At 70.9% G+C, this 17,662-nt stretch carries 17 protein-coding genes and 2 pseudogenes; 9 read left to right on the top strand and 10 right to left on the bottom strand.

What is annotated here, in order from left to right; translation table 11 throughout:
• Positions 1–4 precede the first annotated feature (4 nt).
• Entirely contained in the window at positions 5–1,891 is a 1,887-nt protein-coding gene (locus ACTMTJ_RS25880) for an acyl-CoA dehydrogenase family protein (protein ID WP_441220316.1), read from the top strand.
• A 232-nt stretch (positions 1,892–2,123) separates the two neighbouring features.
• On the opposite strand, the gene ACTMTJ_RS25885 is transcribed toward ACTMTJ_RS25880, so the two are convergent.
• The 7 genes and pseudogenes from ACTMTJ_RS25885 to ACTMTJ_RS25915 all read right to left on the bottom strand — a co-directional run bounded on the left by ACTMTJ_RS25885 (position 2,124) and on the right by ACTMTJ_RS25915 (position 6,445).
• Positions 2,124–2,723, bottom strand: a complete 600-nt coding sequence (locus ACTMTJ_RS25885) for a hypothetical protein (RefSeq protein ID WP_441220317.1) — start codon at positions 2,721–2,723, stop codon at positions 2,124–2,126.
• Positions 2,724–2,753: 30 nt separating this feature from the next.
• The gene (locus ACTMTJ_RS25890; protein WP_441220565.1) at positions 2,754–3,164 is read right to left on the bottom strand and encodes a Fur family transcriptional regulator; all 411 of its coding nucleotides are present in this window, start codon (positions 3,162–3,164) and stop codon (positions 2,754–2,756) included.
• Positions 3,165–3,241: 77 nt separating this feature from the next.
• Positions 3,242–3,532 (bottom strand): annotated as a pseudogene (locus ACTMTJ_RS25895) (ArsR/SmtB family transcription factor); the annotation flags it as partial.
• A 30-nt stretch (positions 3,533–3,562) separates the two neighbouring features.
• On the bottom strand, positions 3,563–4,438 hold the full coding sequence (locus ACTMTJ_RS25900; RefSeq protein WP_441220318.1) for a metal ABC transporter permease: 876 nt from the start codon (positions 4,436–4,438) through the stop codon (positions 3,563–3,565).
• Complete coding sequence (locus ACTMTJ_RS25905) at positions 4,435–5,196, bottom strand: metal ABC transporter ATP-binding protein (protein ID WP_441220319.1); 762 nt, start codon at positions 5,194–5,196, stop codon at positions 4,435–4,437. Before ACTMTJ_RS25905 ends, ACTMTJ_RS25900 begins: the two co-directional genes overlap by 4 nt.
• Positions 5,193–6,149, bottom strand: a complete 957-nt coding sequence (locus tag ACTMTJ_RS25910) for a metal ABC transporter substrate-binding protein (protein WP_441220567.1) — start codon at positions 6,147–6,149, stop codon at positions 5,193–5,195. Before ACTMTJ_RS25910 ends, ACTMTJ_RS25905 begins: the two co-directional genes overlap by 4 nt.
• A gap of 47 nt (positions 6,150–6,196) precedes the next feature.
• Positions 6,197–6,445, bottom strand: a complete 249-nt coding sequence (locus tag ACTMTJ_RS25915; protein WP_441220320.1) for a DUF6703 family protein — start codon at positions 6,443–6,445, stop codon at positions 6,197–6,199.
• Positions 6,446–6,469: 24 nt separating this feature from the next.
• Here ACTMTJ_RS25915 and ACTMTJ_RS25920 point away from each other — a divergent pair, with 24 nt between their 5' ends.
• The 3 genes from ACTMTJ_RS25920 (at position 6,470) to ACTMTJ_RS25930 (ending at position 8,830) form a co-directional block, all read left to right on the top strand.
• A complete protein-coding gene (locus ACTMTJ_RS25920) occupies positions 6,470–6,802 on the top strand; it encodes an antibiotic biosynthesis monooxygenase family protein (protein ID WP_441220321.1) in 333 nt (110 codons plus the stop codon).
• Between the two features lie 25 nt (positions 6,803–6,827).
• The gene (locus ACTMTJ_RS25925) at positions 6,828–7,340 is read left to right on the top strand and encodes an Rv0361 family membrane protein (protein WP_441220322.1); all 513 of its coding nucleotides are present in this window, start codon (positions 6,828–6,830) and stop codon (positions 7,338–7,340) included.
• Positions 7,341–7,450: 110 nt separating this feature from the next.
• Positions 7,451–8,830: a glycine--tRNA ligase gene (locus tag ACTMTJ_RS25930; RefSeq protein ID WP_441220323.1), complete on the top strand. Its 1,380-nt coding sequence runs from the start codon at positions 7,451–7,453 to the stop codon at positions 8,828–8,830.
• A gap of 85 nt (positions 8,831–8,915) precedes the next feature.
• Here ACTMTJ_RS25930 and ACTMTJ_RS25935 read toward each other — a convergent pair whose 3' ends face one another.
• Positions 8,916–9,440 (bottom strand): XdhC family protein, encoded by a 525-nt coding sequence (locus ACTMTJ_RS25935; protein WP_441220324.1) that lies wholly within the window; start codon positions 9,438–9,440, stop codon positions 8,916–8,918.
• Between ACTMTJ_RS25935 and dusB the strand changes: the two genes are divergently transcribed.
• Both dusB and ppdK read left to right on the top strand, forming a co-directional pair.
• Positions 9,431–10,585, top strand: coding sequence for a tRNA dihydrouridine synthase DusB (gene dusB / locus ACTMTJ_RS25940; protein ID WP_441220325.1), 1,155 nt, complete (start codon positions 9,431–9,433; stop codon positions 10,583–10,585). The two genes, ACTMTJ_RS25935 and dusB, sit on opposite strands and share 10 nt — an antisense overlap.
• A 178-nt stretch (positions 10,586–10,763) precedes the next feature.
• Entirely contained in the window at positions 10,764–13,448 is a 2,685-nt protein-coding gene (gene ppdK / locus ACTMTJ_RS25945; RefSeq protein ID WP_441220326.1) for a pyruvate, phosphate dikinase, read from the top strand.
• Positions 13,449–13,505: 57 nt separating this feature from the next.
• Here the strand turns inward: ppdK and ACTMTJ_RS25950 are convergent.
• Together ACTMTJ_RS25950 and ACTMTJ_RS25955 are read right to left on the bottom strand one after the other, a co-directional pair.
• Positions 13,506–13,790: pseudogene (locus ACTMTJ_RS25950) on the bottom strand (hypothetical protein); the annotation flags it as partial.
• Between the two features lie 130 nt (positions 13,791–13,920).
• Positions 13,921–14,358: a hypothetical protein gene (locus tag ACTMTJ_RS25955; protein WP_441220327.1), complete on the bottom strand. Its 438-nt coding sequence runs from the start codon at positions 14,356–14,358 to the stop codon at positions 13,921–13,923.
• A gap of 328 nt (positions 14,359–14,686) precedes the next feature.
• Here ACTMTJ_RS25955 and ACTMTJ_RS25960 point away from each other — a divergent pair, with 328 nt between their 5' ends.
• Genes ACTMTJ_RS25960 through ACTMTJ_RS25970 form a run of 3 tightly spaced genes read left to right on the top strand, consistent with a single transcriptional unit; the run spans position 14,687 to position 17,568 of the window.
• A complete protein-coding gene (locus tag ACTMTJ_RS25960; RefSeq protein ID WP_441220328.1) occupies positions 14,687–15,040 on the top strand; it encodes a VOC family protein in 354 nt (117 codons plus the stop codon).
• Between the two features lie 9 nt (positions 15,041–15,049).
• Positions 15,050–16,321, top strand: coding sequence for a deoxyguanosinetriphosphate triphosphohydrolase (locus ACTMTJ_RS25965; RefSeq protein ID WP_441220329.1), 1,272 nt, complete (start codon positions 15,050–15,052; stop codon positions 16,319–16,321).
• 5 nt (positions 16,322–16,326) lie between these two features.
• Positions 16,327–17,568, top strand: a complete 1,242-nt coding sequence (locus ACTMTJ_RS25970; protein ID WP_441220330.1) for an NAD(P)/FAD-dependent oxidoreductase — start codon at positions 16,327–16,329, stop codon at positions 17,566–17,568.
• The last annotated feature ends 94 nt before the right edge of the window (positions 17,569–17,662 follow it).

The following is a 17,662-nucleotide window of genomic DNA, read 5'->3' on the forward strand; positions in this document are numbered from 1 at the left end:
AGCCGTGACCGCGACCGTTTCGGAAAAGCAGGCCAGGCAGGTCGCCGAGGCCGCGCGCGAGTCGGAGTGGCGCAAGCCGAGCTTCGGCAAGGAGCTCTTTCTCGGGCGCTTCCGGTTGGACCTGATCGATCCCTGGCCGGCTGCGGAGGAGCGGCCCGACGCCGAGGAGTTCCTGGCCAAGCTCGACGCCTACGTGCGGTCCGATGTGGATGGCCCGCGGATCGAGCGTGAGGCGCGCATCCCGGACGAGGTCTTCCAGGGGCTGGCCGGGCTCGGCGCGTTCGGCATGAAGATCGACAAGAAGTACGGCGGGCTCGGGCTGTCCAATTTGCACTACTGCAAGGCGCTCACGCTCGCCGGCTCGGTCAACCCCTCGATCGGCGCGCTCCTCTCGGCGCACCAGTCGATCGGCGTGCCGCAGCCCCTCAAGATCTTCGGCACCGACGAGCAGAAGCAGAAGTACCTGCCCCGGCTGGCCGGCGGCGAGGTCTCCGCTTTTCTGCTCACCGAGCCCGACGTCGGCTCCGACCCGGCCCGCCTCGGCACCATCGCCGAGCCGGTCGAGGGTGGGTACAAGCTCAACGGCGTCAAGCTCTGGGCCACCAACGGCACGGTCGCCACGCTGCTCGTCGTGATGGCGCGGGTGCCCGACAAGGGCATCACCGCGTTCGTGGTCGAGGGCGACGCCGAGGGCATCACGATCGAGCGGCGCAACGCGTTCCTCGGCCTGCGCGGGCTGGAAAACAGCGTCACCCGCTTCCACGACGTGTTCGTGCCCGCGGAAAACGTCATCGGTGGGCTGGGCAAAGGGCTCAAGATCGCCCTCACGACCCTGAACACGGGCCGCCTCTCCCTCCCCGCGATGTGCGTCGGCGCCGGCAAGTGGTCGCTCAACGTGGCCCGCGAGTGGTCCGCGGAGCGGGTGCAGTGGGGGCGGGCGGTCGGCAAGCACGAGGCGGTGGCCAAGAAGATCGCCTTCATCGCCGCCACCACGTACGCGATGGAGTCCATGTTGGACCTCTGCTGCCTCATCGCCGACGACGACCGCAACGACATCCGCATCGAGGCCGCGCTGGTCAAGCTCTTCGCGAGCGAGATGGCCTGGCAGGTCGCCGACGAGCTGATCCAGGTGCGCGGCGGCCGGGGATACGAGACGGCCGACTCGCTGGCCGCCCGCGGCGAGCGCGCGGTCGAGGTCGAGCAGCTCCTCCGCGACCTGCGGATCAACCGGATCTTCGAGGGCTCCACCGAGATCATGCACCTGCTGATCGCCCGCGAGGCGGTCGACGCCCACCTCTCCGTCGCCGGCGACATCATCGACCCGGACGCCGGCCTGGGGCGCAAGGCCCGGGCGGGCGCGAAGGCCGGCGCCTTCTACGCCAAGTGGCTCCCCACCCTCGCCGTCGGGCGCGGGCAGGTCCCCAACGGCTACGGCGAGTTCGGCCCGCTGGCCAGCCACCTGCGGTACGTGGAGCGCGCTTCCCGCAAGCTGGCCCGCTCGACGTTCTACGCGATGTCCCGCTGGCAGGGAAAGCTGGAGCGCAAGCAGGGCTTCCTCGGCCGGATCGTCGACATCGGCGCGGAGCTGTTCGCGATGTCGGCGGTGTGCGTGCGCGCCCGCTCCGAGCGCGAGACGCGGCCCGAGGGTGTCGAGCTGGCCGACCTCTTCTGCCGCCAGGCGCGGCTGCGTGCGGAGGCGCTCTTCGCGGCGCTGTGGGACAACACCGACTCGCTCGACACCAAGGTCGCGAAGCGCGTCCTCGAAGGCCGCTACACCTTCCTGGAAGAGGGCGTGGTGACGTCCACATCGGACGCGGCCTGGGTCGCGACCTGGGAGCCCGGCCCTTCGACCGCGGAAGACGTTCGGCGCCGCATCCCGCCACCCAGCTGAGTTCAAAACCGATTCGAGCTACCGCGACGTTCGCGGTGGTCCAGACCGCTGCTCCCGCGGCCTCACCCTGCGCGGTTGGTCGCGCTCACCTTTCGCCTCCGGCACTGTGCAGGCCCGCCGCCAAGAGGGCAGCCCTCTTGGGGGTGGGGCGTGACCAGACGATCAGGGTGAGGCCGCGGGAGCGACGGTCCGTACCACCGCGGACATCGCGGTAGCTCATCTGTTTCAAGGGTCAACCACGGAGGCCGAGACCCTTGAGTTCGAGCGCGGCCAGCGCCGCCACCGCGTCTTCGTCGCCGCGGCGCCAGGCTTGCGCGACATCGGGGTCGATCTTCGTCAGCTTGCGCAAGGGCTGGGTCGCCAGCGCGCGTAGGGCCAGCAGGTCGCGTCCCGCGGGGGCCGCGCGCAGGCTCGCCGCGGCACCGGCCCGGCGGATCCAGCGGACCCGCAGCGGCAGCCACACGAAGAGCACCAGGCCCAGCGGGAAGACGAGCAGGCCCAACGAGAGGGCGAGCGACAGGTCGTCGACGATGCTCTGTTGCTGCTGCCCGGCGTCGGCCATCGAACGGGCGGCGTCGGCCGCGCCGTTGAAGGGTGCGGTCAGCTCGTCACCAACGAGCGGGACGCGGCCGATTTTGCTGCCCACATCGGACAGGCCGTCGGCGAGCCCGGTGCTCGCCCCCTCCAGGCGCTGGCCGGGTATCGCCAGCTTTTGCACCAGGTCGTGCAGCCACATCGCGGCCCGGATGGCCGCGTACACCCAGGCGGCGACGAGTACATCGGTGACTATTTGGCGTGCGGCGGTGGGGGCGCGGTCGGCGTAAATCTTCACGGGAACCAGCGTCCCGCACGCCCTCCAAGATCACCCGGTGCGAATGGCGCACTCCGGGCAGGTGCCGAAGATTTCGAGCGTGTGGCTCACACCGACGAAACCGTGCTGTGCGGCCACGCGGTCGGCCCAGCTCTCCACCGCGGGACCCTCGACCTCGACGGTGCGGCCGCAGGAGCGGCAGACCAGGTGGTGATGGTGGCCCTCGCTGCACCGGCGGTAGAGGTGCTCGCCGCCCGGCGGCCGCATCACGTCGACCTCGCCCGAGTCGGCCAGGCCCTGAAGCGTGCGGTAGACCGTGGTCAGGCCGACCCGCTCACCCCGCTCGCGCAGCATCGCGTGCAGCTCCTGCGCGCTGTGGAAGCCCTCCACCTCACCCAGCAGGGAGCTCACGGCCGTGCGCTGGCGCGTATTGCGGACCGCGGCCCCGGTCCCCTCCTCGATGGTCAATGCTTCTCCTCGATCGCTCGCTCACCGCCGTCGTGCGCCGCCGCCGTCGGGCCACGCTCTCTCACGTGTGCCTCCCGCGCGTGGCTGACGGCGTCCGCCACGATGTGCGCGATGTGCTCGTCGACCAGCGTGTATGCGATCTCACGGCCGCGCCGGGCGCCTCGCACCACGCCGGCGCCACGCAGGACGCGCAGGTGCTGGGAGACGAGCGGCTGCGGCGCGCCGAGCTTGTCAACCAGCTCGTGCACGCAGCGCTCGCCGCCCGCGAGCTCGGTGACGATCGCGACCCGGATAGGGGCGGACAGGGCGCGGAGCAACTCGCCCGCACCTTCGTACGCCTCGTATCCGGCCGTCGTGGTCATCCCGCAACCGTAGACCAAATCGGCGCGGGATCAGCGCTCGAGCACGACGTCAGGGGGTTCCACGTCGGCGGTTTGGGGGAAAGCCTGGACGCGGCGACGCAGCAGCCGCCAGGCGGCGGCCCCGGCGGCGATCGCGATGAACCCGCCGATGGCCAGCACCACGATCGTCGCGCCGGCGGCGGTGTCCGCCTCGCCGGCCAGCCAGACTCCGGTGCCGGCGGAGAGCACGCCCAGCCCCATCGCGAGCGCCATCGTGCCGCGGAAGCCGCGGGTGACCTGCTGCGCGGCCGCCACCGGCACCACCATCAGCGCGCTGACCAGCAGCAAACCGACCGTGCGCATGGCGATCGTGACGGTGACCGCGGCGGTGACCGCGATCAGCACGTTGAGGGTGCGGACGGGCAGGCCGGAGACGCGGGCGTACTCCTCGTCGTGGCAGATCGCGAAGAGCGCCGGGCGCAGCAGCAGCATCGCGGCGAGCACCGCCGCACCCAGCACGACGATCACCACGAGGTCGTCGCGAGAGGTGGTGGTGAGCGAGCCGAAGAGGTACGCCATGAGGTTGGCGTTGCTGCGGTTGCTGGAGAGGCCGACAAGCATCACACCGCCCGCGATGCCGCCGTAGAAGAGCAGCGCGAGCGCCTGGTCGCCGGAGGTGCGGCCGCGCTCGCGGAGCAGCTCGATCGCGACGGCGCCGATTGTGGCGACGATCACCGCGGTGAGCACGGGGGAGCGGTCGAGCAGCAGGCCCACGCCGACGCCGGTGAGCGCCACGTGGCCGATGCCGTCGCCGATCAGGGACATCCGCCGCTGCACGAGGTAGATGCCGAGCGCGGGCGCGGACAGCCCGATGACCAGCGCGCCGATCAGCGCGCGGATCATGAAGTCGTACTGGAACATGCTCACGTCTGGAACACCCCGTGCGGCGCCGGATGTTCGTGCGGGTGGACGTGGTCGTGGCCCGGGAGGGCGTGATGGCCGGCCGGCGGCGGGCACGCGCCGTCGTGCGCGATCTGTCCATCGTGTACGACCACCGCGCGCCCCACCAGCGGCTGGAGCGGCCCGAGCTCGTGCGCGACGAGCAGCACCGTGCCGCCGGCGGCCACGAAGCCGCGCAGCGCCTCCGCGAACGCCTCCTGGCTGGCCGCGTCGACGCCGGCCGTCGGCTCGTCGAGCACCAGCAGCTCGGGCCCGCCGGCCAGCGCGCGGGCGATCAGCGTGCGCTGCTGCTGGCCGCCGGAGAGGGTGGCCACCGGGTCGCCGGCCCGCTCGGCGAGGCCGACGGCCGCCAGCGCGGCGACCACCGCGGCCTTGTCCGCGGCACCCGGCGGGCGGAGCACGCCGCGGCGGGCGAGGCGGCCCGAGGCGACGACCTCGCGCACCGTGGCGGGCACGCCGCTGCCGGCGCCGACCCGCTGCGGCACGTACCCGATGCGGTGCCACTGCCGGAAGCGACGCAGCGGCGTGCCGAAGAGCGCGATCGTGCCCTGGCGGAGCGGGATGAGCCCGAGGATCGCGCGGATCAGCGTCGACTTGCCCGAACCGTTGGCGCCGAGGATCGCCACCACCTCGCCGGCGGTGACGCGGAGGGAGACGTCACGCAGGACGGGGCGGTCGCCGTATGCGACCACCCCGTGCGAAACGTCGACGACGTTGTCGGTCATGTGCAGCCGAGCGCCGGCTTGAGCGCTGCGAGGTTTTTCCGCATTACCGAAAAGTAGTCGTCCGAGCTGCCCGGTTGCAGCCCTTCGATCGGATCGAGCACCGCGGTCTTCGCGCCGACCTCGCTCGCGATGGTCTCGGCGACCTTGGGGCTCACCAGCGTCTCGAAGAAGATCGTGGTCGCCTTGTGCTCGCGCGCCTCGTTGGCCACCTCGGCCAGGCGGGCGGGCGAGGGCTCGTCCTCCGGAGTGAGACCGGTGATGCCGATCTGGTCCAGGTCGTACCGGTCGGCCAGGTAACCGAACGCGGAGTGGCTGGTCACGATCTCCCGGCGCTGGCAGGTCTTGAGGCCCGCCGCGTACTCCTTGTCCAGCGCGTCGAGGTCGGTGCGGAGCGTGGCCGCGCGGGCGGTGTAGTCGGCGGCGTGGTCCGGGTCGGCCTGCCCGAGGCGCTCGGCGACCTTCTCGCCGATGGTGGCCAGGCGGGTGGGGTCGAGCCAGACGTGCGGGTCCTTGCCGCCGGTCGCCTCTTCCTCGTGCCCCTCCTCGGCACCGGCCTCCTCGCCCTCGTGCTCGTGGCCGGCGGAGGCGTCGAGCAGCGGCACGGCTGTCGAGACGTCGAACGCCCGGTCGGCGCCCTGCTGCTCCACCGCCTCGTCGACGGCCGGCTGGAAGCCCTTGAGGTAGACGACGACCTTGGCGTCGGCGATCTGGGCGACCTGGTCGGCGTTGAGCTCCAGGTCGTGCGGCTCGGCGCCAGGCTTGGCGAGGTTGGTCACGCTCACCGCGTCGCCGCCGACCTTCTCCGCGACGAACTGGAGCGGGTAGAAGGCGGCCACGACGTCGAGCTTGGTCGGGGCAGTGCCGGCGTCCGGGGCGTCGTCGCCACACGCGGTGAGCGTGCCGATCACGAGAGCCGCGGCGAGGAGTGCCCGAGGGGTGGGGCGGTTTCGCATGTACCCACTCTCCGCCGACATGACAATGATTGTCAAAAGCGCATGGGTTACAGGATCTTGAAGAGGGCCACGAGGAGCAGCACGCCGAGCATCACGACCCGGATCGTGCGGGTCCGCTGCGCCGTAATCGGCCAGGTGCGGGTCATCAGGTAGATCATCCCCGCCGCCAGTGCCAGCAGCACCACCCCGCCGATCACCCCGGGCGCGAAGAGGCCCACGAGCACGACGACCAGAGCCCCGAGGAACGCGGCGGTCGGGTTGACCCGGGCCAGCCGGGCGTCACGCGTACCCTTCATGGGACTCACTCTAAGGAGGCGCGCGTGCTCGTCCTCAACCGGTTCGTGGTCGAGGAGGACGCGGCGGGTTCGTTCACCGAGCGGGCACACGCCGCCCTGGCCGCCCTTGCCGCACGTCCCGGCTACCGGCGCGGCCGGCTCACCCGCTCGCTCGACGAGCCCGCGCACTGGTGCCTGGTCACCGAGTGGGAGTCGGTCGGCACCTACCGGCGGGCCCTCGGCGCCTTCGACGTCAAGGTGTACGCGACGCCGCTGCTCGCCGAGTCACTGGACGAGCCCTCGGCGTACGAGGCGCTGGCCGAAGCGGCACCCGGCGGCGAGGTCGTCACGGCCGCCAGCGACCGCGCGACCGAGTGACCCCGCGCGCACTACTCTTGCGGTCATGACGCTGGCAGCCGGCGCCCCCTCGCCCACCCACGCGCCACCGCCACCACCCGGTCCGGGCGTGACGCCGCCGTTCGCGGCGCCGCCGACCGAGGGGCGCACCGCGCGCATGTGGCTGTCCCTGGGTGTGGCCGGCCTCGCCGCGGTGCTGTGCTGCGGCGCCGGGGGCACCGCGCTGGTCGGGCTCGTCGTGACCCAGGCCGACGCGCTCAACGAGCAGGCCCAGACGATCGTCGGCGACTATTTCGACGCGCTCTCCGACCAGAATTACGAAGACGCGTACAAGCTGCTCTGCGACCAGCGGCAGGAGGACGAGACGCCCGCCCAGTTCACCGCGCGGGTGTCCCGGGAGCCGCGCATCACGTCGTACCAGGTGGGCGAGTTCAAGCTGACCAGCCTGACCGTGCCGGCCGACGTCACGTACGCCACCGGCGGGAGTGACCGGCTGGAGATCACGCTGGCCCAGGACAGGGGCACCGGCGAGTTCGAGGTGTGCGGCGTCGCGGGGTAATCTGCTGGGGTTTGGGCAGCCGGTAACCGTACGGTGTCGGTAGCCGTTGTAAATCCCGTCCGAAGCACCTTTGTCCCCGCCGACCGCCAGCCGGCGCAGGAGGAACTCACATGCCAGCCGACCGCATCGACGCCGTTGTCAGCCTCGCCAAGCGCCGGGGCTTCGTCTTCCCCTCCAGCGAGATCTACGGGGGCACCCGGTCGGCCTGGGATTACGGCCCGCTAGGCGTCGAGCTCAAGGAAAACGTCCGCCGCCAGTGGTGGCGCACGATGGTCCAGCAGCGCGACGACATCGTCGGCCTCGACTCCGCCGTGATCCTGGCCAAAGACGTGTGGGCCGCCTCGGGCCACCTCGACGCGTTCGTCGACCCGCTGACCGAGTGCCTCTCCTGCCACAAGCGCTTCCGCGCCGACCACCTGGAGGAGGCGTTCGAGCACAAGCACGGCCGCCCGCCGGCCGGCCTCTCCGAGATCAACTGTCCCAACTGCGGCAACAAGGGCACCTTCACCGAGCCGCGCATGTTCAACGGCCTGATGAAGACCTACCTCGGCCCGGTCGAGAGCGAGGAGGGCCTGCACTACCTGCGGCCCGAGACCGCGCAGGGCATCTTCGTCAACTACCGCAACGTGGAGACGGCCGCCCGCAAAAAGCCGCCGTTCGGCATCGCGCAGGTCGGCAAGTCGTTCCGCAACGAGATCACCCCGGGTAACTTCATCTTCCGCACGCGCGAGTTCGAGCAGATGGAGATGGAGTACTTCGTCGAGCCCGGCACCGACGAGCAGTGGCACGAGTACTGGCTCCAGCAGCGGTGGGACTGGTATATCGACCTCGGCCTCTCGCCCGAAAACCTGCGCTTCTACGAGCACCCGAAGGAAAAGCTCTCGCACTATTCGAAGCGGACCGTCGACATCGAGTACCGCTTCCAGTTCGGCGGCACCGAGTTCTCCGAGCTCGAAGGCATCGCCAACCGCACCGACTTCGACCTCACCACGCACAGCAAGCACTCCGGCATCGACCTCTCCTACTTCGACCAGGAGAAGAAGGAGCGCTGGGTGCCGTACGTGATCGAGCCGGCCGCCGGCCTCACCCGCGCGGTGCTGGCCTTCCTGCTCGAGGCGTACGACGAGGACGAGGCGCCCAACACCAAGGGCGGCGTCGACAAGCGCACGGTGATGCGCTTCGACCCGCGGCTGGCGCCGATCAAGGTCGCGGTGCTTCCGCTCTCCCGCAACCCCGAGCTCTCGCCCAAGGCCCGCGAGCTGGCCGCCACGCTGCGCAAGCGCTGGATCGTCGAGTTCGACGACTCGCAGGCGATCGGCCGCCGCTACCGCCGCCAGGACGAAATCGGCACCCCGTTCTGCGTAACGGTCGACTTCGACACCCTCCAGGACGACGCCGTGACGATCCGCGACCGCGACACGATGCAGCAGGAGCGGGTGCCGCTGGCGGAGGTCGAGCGCTACCTACTCGACCGCCTCCCCGGCTGCTGACCTGCGCCTTACCCCCACTACGCCCTTTGCTGCCCCAAGAGGGCTGCCCTCTTGGGAAAAGCGCGGCGGCGGACGCGGGCGGGAATCAGAAGGTGAAGCCGCCGGGGCGGCCGTTGCGGTCGGCGATCAGGCCGGCCAGCGTGGCGAGGGCGATCTCGGCGGGGGTCTTGGAGCCGATGTTGAGGCCGATCGGGCGGTGGACCCGGGCGATCGAGTCTTCGTCGACGCCGAGGCCCCGCAGCGCCTCGATGTGCGGGGCGGAGTGGCGTTTGGCGCCCATCACGCCGATCCAGCGCGCCTTGCCGTCGAGCGCGTCGCGCAGCAGGGTGCCCAGCTCGGGCCGGTCGTGGTCGGTGATGACGACGTCGGTGTGCTCGTCGAGCCCGGCGGCGCTCACGCTGGCGACGGTCTGGTCTCCGTGTGGCTTAGGGGTGCCGGCCAGCAGCCGTGGCTGGGGCTCCACGAGCACCGTGCGGTAGCCCAGGTCGGCGGCGAAGCGGATCAGATGCTCGGCGACGGGCGTCTCGAAGACGGCGACGAGCGTGCGTGGTCCATGATCGGGCGGGAGGTCGCCGTGTGCCGTGGCGCACGCCGGATCGGATGTGGTCACCTGACCAAACTACCCTGGTTGCCGTGAGTGGAACGTTGACGTTGGGTCGGCACGGGATCGACCCGCCGGTGGTGCTGGCGCCGATGGCCGGCATCACCAACGTGGCGTTTCGCCAGCTCTGCCGCGAGTACGGTGCGGGCCTCTACGTCTGCGAGATGATCACGACGGTCGCCCTGCATCACCGCAACCCGAAGACCGAGCGGCTGATCCAGTTCGGGCCCGACGAATATCCGCGCAGCATGCAGCTCTACGGCGTCGACCCGGAGATCACCGCCAAGGCCGTGCGCCGGGTGGTCGACGAGGGCCTGGCCGACCACATCGACCTCAACTTCGGGTGCAGCGTCAAAAAGATCACCAGCAAGGGCGGCGGCTCGGCGATCCCGTGGAAGCGGCGCCTCTTCGGCGCGATCGTGCGCGCGGCCGTCGACAACGCGGCCGGGCTGCCGGTCACCGTCAAGATGCGCAAGGGCATCGACGACGATCACCTGACCTACGTGGAGGCGGGGTTGACCGCCCAGGACGCGGGGGTCGCCTGGGTCGCCCTGCACGCGCGCACGGCCGCCCAGCGCTACTCCGGCGCGGCCGACTGGGAGGCGATCGCCACCCTCAAGCAGGCGCTCGACGTGCCGGTGCTGGGCAATGGCGACATCTGGGAGGCCGACGACGCCCTGCGCATGGTGGCCGAGACCGGGTGTGACGGTGTCGTCGTCGGACGGGGCTGCCTGGGCCGCCCGTGGCTCTTCGCCGACCTGGCCGCCGGGTTCGCGGGCCGCGACGAGCGCGTGCTGCCCAAGCTGGGCGAGGTCGCCCGGGTCATGCGCCGCCACGCCGAGCTGCTCGTCGACTGGTGGGGCGCCGAGCGGGAGGCGGTCACCGACTTCCGCAAGCACGTCGCCTGGTACCTGAAGGGCTTTCCGGTCGGCGCCGAGCTGCGCCGGGCGATGGCGATGGCCTCGTCGCTGGCCGAGCTCGACGACCTGCTGGGCAAGGTCGACGCCGACGAGCCGTTTCCGACCGACGTCCTGGGCCTGCCCCGCGGCCGCACCAACGCGCCGGCCCGGGTCGTCCTCCCGTACGGGTGGCTCGACGACCGCGACTCCGAAGCCGTCCCGGACGACGCCGAACACGACGACTCCGGCGGCTGACCGCGCGCGAATCTGAGCGTGGGAGCGTACCCAGAAACGGGCGTGAACGTCACACTCCCGGCGCGTGTGCCGATGGTCACCGAACCCTCCCGAGACGTGGCGTATCTCGCTTAACCTTCGCCCACCATTGGGTACTAAACCCTCGTTCAATGGTGAACGCGGGTGGCAGGAGGCTCAGGTGGCAGCGAACGACGTCTACGTGTACGACTTCGCCGAAGGCAACAAGGACATGGCGGACCTCCTCGGCGGCAAGGGGGCCAACCTCGCCGAGATGACAAACCTGGGGCTGCCGGTGCCGCCCGGCTTCACGATCACCACCGAGGCGTGCCGCGCCTACCTTTCCACCGGGCGTGAGCCCGACGGGCTGCGCGAGCAGGTCGAGACCCACCTGGCGACCCTGGAGGAGGCGCGCGGCAAGCGCCTCGGCGACGCGGCCGACCCGCTGCTGGTGTCGGTGCGCTCGGGTGCCCGCTTCTCGATGCCGGGCATGATGGAGACCGTCCTCAACGTGGGGCTCAACGACGAGAGCGTGGCCGGCCTCGCCGCGCAGGCCGGTGGCGACGAGCGCTTCGCGTGGGACTCGTACCGGCGGCTGATCCAGATGTTCGGCAAGACCGTGTGCGAGGTGCCGGGCGAGGAGTTCGAGCACGCGCTCGACGAGGCCAAGCGGGCCCGCGGCACGGAAAACGACCTCGACCTCGACGCGGGCGACCTGCGGGCGCTGGTCGACGAGTACAAGAAGATCTTCGCCAAGCACGCCGGGCGTGAGTTCCCCCAGGACGCGCGCGAGCAGATGGACCTCGCGATCCGCGCGGTCTTCGAGTCGTGGAACGCGGACCGGGCCGTGCTGTACCGGCGCCAGGAGCGCATCCCGGCCGACCTCGGCACCGCGGTGAGCGTGGTGGCGATGGTCTTCGGCAACCTCGGCCCCGACTCCGGCACGGGCGTCGCCTTCACCCGCGACCCCGCCTCGGGCACGCAGGGCATCTACGGCGACTACCTCGCCAACGCGCAGGGCGAAGACGTGGTCGCCGGCATCCGTAACACGATCCCGCTGCAAGAGCTGGAACGGCTGGACAAGAAGTCGTACGACGACCTCCTCGGCATCATGGCCACATTGGAGGGTCACTACCGCGACCTGTGCGACATCGAGTTCACGATCGAGCAGGGCAAGCTGTGGATGCTCCAGACCCGGGTGGGCAAGCGCACGGCGGCCGCGGCGTTCATCATCGCCGGCCAGCTCGTCGACGAAGGGCTGATCGACCTCGACGAGGCCGCGCGGCGGGTCAGCGGCGCCCAGCTCGGCCAGCTGATGTTCCCCCGCTTCGACCTCTCGGGTAAGCCGAAGTCGCTCGCCAAGGGCGTCGGCGCCTCACCGGGGGCGGCGGTCGGCAAGGTGGTCTTCGACGCGGCCCGCGCGGTCGAGCTGGCCAAGGAGGGCGAGGCCGTCATCCTGGTACGCCGGGAGACCAACCCCGACGACCTGCCCGGCATGATCGCGGCGCAGGGCATCCTCACCTCGCGCGGCGGCAAGACGAGCCACGCGGCGGTCGTGGCGCGCGGCATGGGCAAGACGTGCGTCTGCGGCGCGGACACGCTCGAAGTGGACACTCGCGCGAAGAAGTTCACAGTGGATGGTCAGGAGGTCGCCGAGGGAGACGTGATCTCCGTCGACGGCACCACCGGTCGGGTGTACCTGGGCGAGGTCCCCGTGCGACCGTCCGAAGTGGTGCGCTACTTCGAAGGAGAGTCGACGTCCACGGAGGACCCGCTCGTGACGGCCGTACACCGGATCATGACGCACGCCGACGAAAAGCGGCGGCTGCGGGTGCGGACGAACGCCGACACCGGGCAGGACGCGGCACGGGCACGGCGCTTCGGTGCCGAGGGGATCGGCCTGTGCCGCACCGAGCACATGTTCCTGGGCGACCGGCGCGAGCTCGTCGAGCGGCTCATCCTCGCCCGCACCGATACCGAGCGGCAGGCGGCACTGGACGCGCTGCTTCCCTTGCAGCGGGCCGACTTCGTCGAGATCTTCGAGGCGATGGACGGGCTGCCGGTGACGGTGCGGCTGATCGACCCGCCGCTGCACGAGTTCCTGCCGTCGCTGGAGGAGCTGGCGGTGAGCGTCGCCGTCGCCCACGAGCGCGGCGAGAAGGCCGGCAAGACCGAGGCACTGCTCGCGGCCGTACGCCGGATGCACGAGTCCAACCCGATGCTGGGACTGCGTGGCGTCCGGCTCGGCCTGGTCATCCCGGGCCTGTTCGGCATGCAGGTACGCGCGATCGCCCAAGCCGCCGCCGAGTGCGCACGCCGCGGCGGAAACCCCCGTCCGGAAATCATGGTGCCGCTCGTGGGCGCCGTGCAGGAGCTGGAGACGGTACGCGCCGAGGCCGAGCGCATCATTTCCGAGGCGGGTGCCAGGGAGGTGTCGATCGGCACGATGATCGAGGTGCCGCGCGCCGCGCTGACCTCGGGGCAGATCGCCGAGGCGGCCGAGTTCTTCTCCTTCGGCACCAACGACCTCACCCAGATGGCGTGGGGCTTCTCCCGCGACGACGTCGAGGGCGCGTTCTTCTGGCGCTACCTCGAGCTGGGCATCTTCGGCATCTCGCCCTTCGAGTCGATCGACCGGGACGGCGTCGGCCGCCTGGTGCGCATCGCGGTGGACGAGGGCCGCGCCGCGCGCCCGGATCTCAAGCTCGGCGTCTGCGGCGAACACGGCGGCGACCCCGAGTCGGTGCATTTCTTCCACGAGGTCGGGCTCGACTACGTCTCCTGCTCGCCTTTCCGCGTGCCGATCGCACGGCTCGAAGCCGGCCGCGCCGCGATCGAGACCGCGGCCGCCTCCGACAGCCGCTGACGGTGGTCCGCCGGCCGGGGAGGGCGTGCTCCCCGACCGGCGGACGTCTCGACCCGCTCAGACGTCCATGTTTTCTTCGATCTGGCGCAGCTGGTGGCGGGCCATGGCGAGGTTGGCACGGCTCTTCAGCAGCGCCACGTACAGGAACAGGCCCTTGCCGGCACGCCCGGTGAGCGGCCGGATCATGTGGTACTGAGTGTCCAAAGTAATCAAGATATCTTCGATGGTTTCCTTGATGTTGAGCATCTCCATCGCGCGCAGCTTGGCCCGCACCACGTCGGTGTTGCCGGCGGCGGCGACGCCCAGGTCGAGGTCTTTGGTGCCGCCGATGGTACCGAGCGCCGTCAGTCAGGTACACGATGCCGCCCGGCTCGCCCTCCACGTACAGCGCGCCGGTCTCGCCGGCGGCGGCCAGCTGGGTGAGGGTGCGGCGAGGAGGCACGGCTCGGCCCGTGCGCGCGGTCTTCACCGCCTACCGCCCGGCGGACGGGACCGGAACAGCGGCCGTGGCCCGCGCGGCCACCGGAGCCGGCGCGCCGGACAGGCCGTCGGCGAGCTGCCGCAGCCGCCGGCGGGCCACCGCCAGGTTGCCCTGCGCGCGGTCGAGCCACAGGTAGAGCACCAGCCGGCTGTCGAAAACCGTGTGCACCTGCTGGATCAGGTGGTAACCGTCGAGGGTGGTGATGATGACGTCTTCGACACGGTCACCCGGCCGAGCGGAGGCGAACGGCGCACCCGTGACCGCGACGTTGACGATCTCGGCGGCGCCGGCCCAGGTGGCGTCGGGGTCGTCGGTGGGCGCGCGGCCGACCGCGCCGACGGCGAAGCCGGTGGTGTGGTCGATGAGGCTCGCGCCGATGGCACCGTGGATGGCCATCGCCTGCGTGAGGCAGTCGTCAATGCCGGACACGTTTGCTCCTCGGCCCGGAAGTGCGCCCGCCACCCAGTCCGGCCTGGTGGGTGTCGAGCTCGGGCATAGATATATGTCGACCAGCAGCCGCCACGCCGGTCCGGTCGTTGTCGCGCGAGCACGTTACCGCGTGCGGCGAAGCGAATACGGCCGGCGATCGGTCAGCATGTCTCGGATGATCGGTGGTTGCCGTTCGCCCTCCGCCGGGGTCCCGCGTACCGCCGACACCCGCAATGATGATCCTGGGCGTAACGTGGTCGTCACTTTGGCGACGTCTGGCGATAAGGCGTCGTCAGGCGACAACTGGGGCAAAACGGGAGGCGTACCTATGGGCAGCCGTTGGGAGCACCTGGTCGTCGACGCGCTCGATCCGGCGCGCCTCGCGCGCTGGTGGGCCGAGGCGCTCGGCTACCAGATCACCTACGAGCGGCCCGACGAGGTGGAGATCCGCCGCAAGCCCGACGAGCTGCCCGGCTTGATCTTCGTGCCCGTGCCGGACGCCAAGGCCGGCAAAAACCGCCTGCACGTCGACCTTCGCCCCGCCGACCAGGAGGCCGAGGTCGAGCGCTTGGTCAACATGGGTGCCCGGCACGTCGACGTGGGCCAGGGCGGTGCCGCCGGATGGGTGGTGCTGGCCGACCCCGAGGGCAATGAGTTCTGCGTCCTGAAGCAGCGCGAATAGACTCTTCGCGTGATCGAGGCCGAGCGGTTCGTGCCCGAGCCGCGCAAGGACACGGGACACGGGCGCAGCCCGTTCGAGCGGGATCGGGCGCGGGTGCTGCACTCCGCGGCGTTTCGCCGGCTGGCCGCCAAGACCCAGGTGCACACCGCGGGCTCCGACGACTTCCTGCGTACCAGGCTGACCCACTCGCTCGAGGTCGCCCAGATCGCGCGGGAGATGGGCGCCCGGCTGGGGTGCGACCCGGACGTCGTCGACGTGGCCGGGCTCGCCCACGACCTTGGGCACCCGCCGTTCGGCCACAACGGCGAAGACGCGCTCGACGCGGTCGCGCAGGAGTGCGGCGGGTTCGAGGGCAACGCCCAGACGCTGCGTGTGCTCACGCGCCTGGAGGCCAAGGTCGACGGCGCCGGGCTCAATCTCACCCGGGCCTCGCTCGACGCGACCTGCAAATACCCCTGGCCCCGTGCGGAGGGGCGGCGCAAGTTCGGCGTGTACGCCGACGACGCGGAGATCTTCGCCTGGGTGCGCGAAGGCGCGGCCGGCGCGGCCCGTTGCCTGGAGGCCCAGGTCATGGACTGGGCCGACGACGTGGCCTATTCGGTGCACGACGTCGAAGACGGCGTGTTCGGCGGCTACATCGCGTTCGGCCGCCTGCTGGCCGACGCGGGCGAGCGGGCGGCGCTCTGCGCGGACGTGGCGGCCACCTACTCCGCCGAGACGCCCGGCGACCTGGCCGAGGTGCTCACCGACCTGCTCGCCGACCCCGCGCTCGCGCCGCTGGCCGGATACGACGGCAGCTACCGCGCCCAGGCCGCGCTCAAGGGCGCCACGAGCGTACAGATCGGCCGCTTCGTGGCCACCGCCGTGGAAGCCACCAAGGCGGAGTATGAGATTCCCCCAGATGCTGTTCGTCTCGTCGCGGGCCCGCGACGAGACGAACAGCCGGAGAAAGCAAGTGTGGGGCCGCTGCGCCGGTACGCCGCCGACCTCGTCGTGCCGCGCCTGATCCGGGCGCAGTGCGCGCTCCTCAAGGGCATGGCCCTGCGATATGTGATGCGCCGAGAAGGCGCCGAGCTCTGGTACGAGCGGCAGCGGGAGATCCTCACCGACCTGGTCGGCGCGCTCGCCACCCGGGCTCCAGAAGGGCTCGACCCGATCTTCGCACCATTGTGGAAGGCCGCGCCCGACGACGCCAGCCGGCTTAGAGTGGTCATCGACCAGGTGGCCTCTCTGACCGATCCTGCCGCCGTGGCCTGGCACCAGCGACTGACCGGAGGATGAGCGGCATGTATCTGATCATCGGCGCGTCACTCGCCGGGGCGAAAGCCGCGCAGACGCTGCGCGAGGAGGGTTACGCGGGGCGGCTGGTGCTGGTGGGTGAGGAGATCGTGCGGCCGTACGAGCGCCCTCCGCTCTCCAAGGGCTACATGAACGGCAAGGAGCCGCGGGAAAAGGCGTTCGTGCACGACGCGGGGTGGTACGAGGAGCATGACGTCGAGCTGATCCTCGGCCGCCGCGCCACCCACCTCGACACCCTCAACCACGCGGTCACGCTCGACGGGGTTGACCAGCTGCGCTACGACAAGCTGTTGCTGGCCACCGGCTCGCGGGTGCGCACCCTCGACCTGCCCGGCGCCGACGCACACGGCATCCGCTACCTGCGCACGATGGACGAGGCCGAGGCGCTGCTCGCCGGCCTGCGCACGGGCGGCAACGTGGTCGTGGTCGGCGCCGGCTGGATCGGCCTGGAGGTCGCCGCGGCCGCGCGCGAGCACGGCTGCACCGTCACCGTCGTGGAGATGGCGCCCCTCCCACTGCACAACGTGCTCGGCCACGAGGTGGCCGCCGTCTTCCGCGACCTGCACGAGGCCCACGGCGTGCGATTCCACTTCGAGACCGGCCTGCGCGAGTTCGGCACCGCCGGCGGCCAGCTGTCCAATGTGGTCCTCGACGACGGCACCGAGATCCCGGCCGACCTCGCCGTACTCGGCGTCGGCATCCGCCCCTCGACCGAGCTGGCCGAGACGGCCGGCCTGGCGGTTGACGACGGCGTGCTGACCGACGCGTCACTGCGCACCGCCGACCCCGACGTCTACGCCTGCGGCGACGTGGCCCGCTTCCTCAGCCCGTTGGTCGGCGAGCGGATCCGCGTCGAACACTGGTCCAACGCCCTCAACGGCGGCCCGGCCGCGGCCCGCTCGATGCTCGGCCAGCCCGTCTCCTACGACCGCGTCCCGTACTTTTTCACCGACCAGTACGACCTGGGCATGGAGTACGCCGGCTGGGTGCCACCCGGCGGCTACGACCGCGTCGTATTCCGTGGCGATCCGTCCATCGTGGACGGCAAGACCCCGGAGTTCCTCGCCTTCTGGACAAAGGAGGGCCGCGTGCTCGCCGGCATGAACGTCAACATCTGGGACGTGCAGGAGCAGCTCCAGGCCCTCGTACGCGCCGGATACGCCGGCCGCACCGCCGACCTCGACCGCCTCGCCGACCCGTCCGTGCCCCTGGACTCCCTGGCGGCGTAACGATCGCGGGAAACCTTTCGGATTCGGGTGTTTCCGCTTCGTGAGTGGCCGGAGACATATTTGCCCACGTCCGCGTCACGTGCAGACCGTATGC

The sequence above is a fragment of the Phytohabitans sp. LJ34 genome, assembly GCF_052068095.1.
In the GTDB taxonomy this organism is placed as follows: Bacteria; Actinomycetota; Actinomycetes; order Mycobacteriales; family Micromonosporaceae; genus Phytohabitans.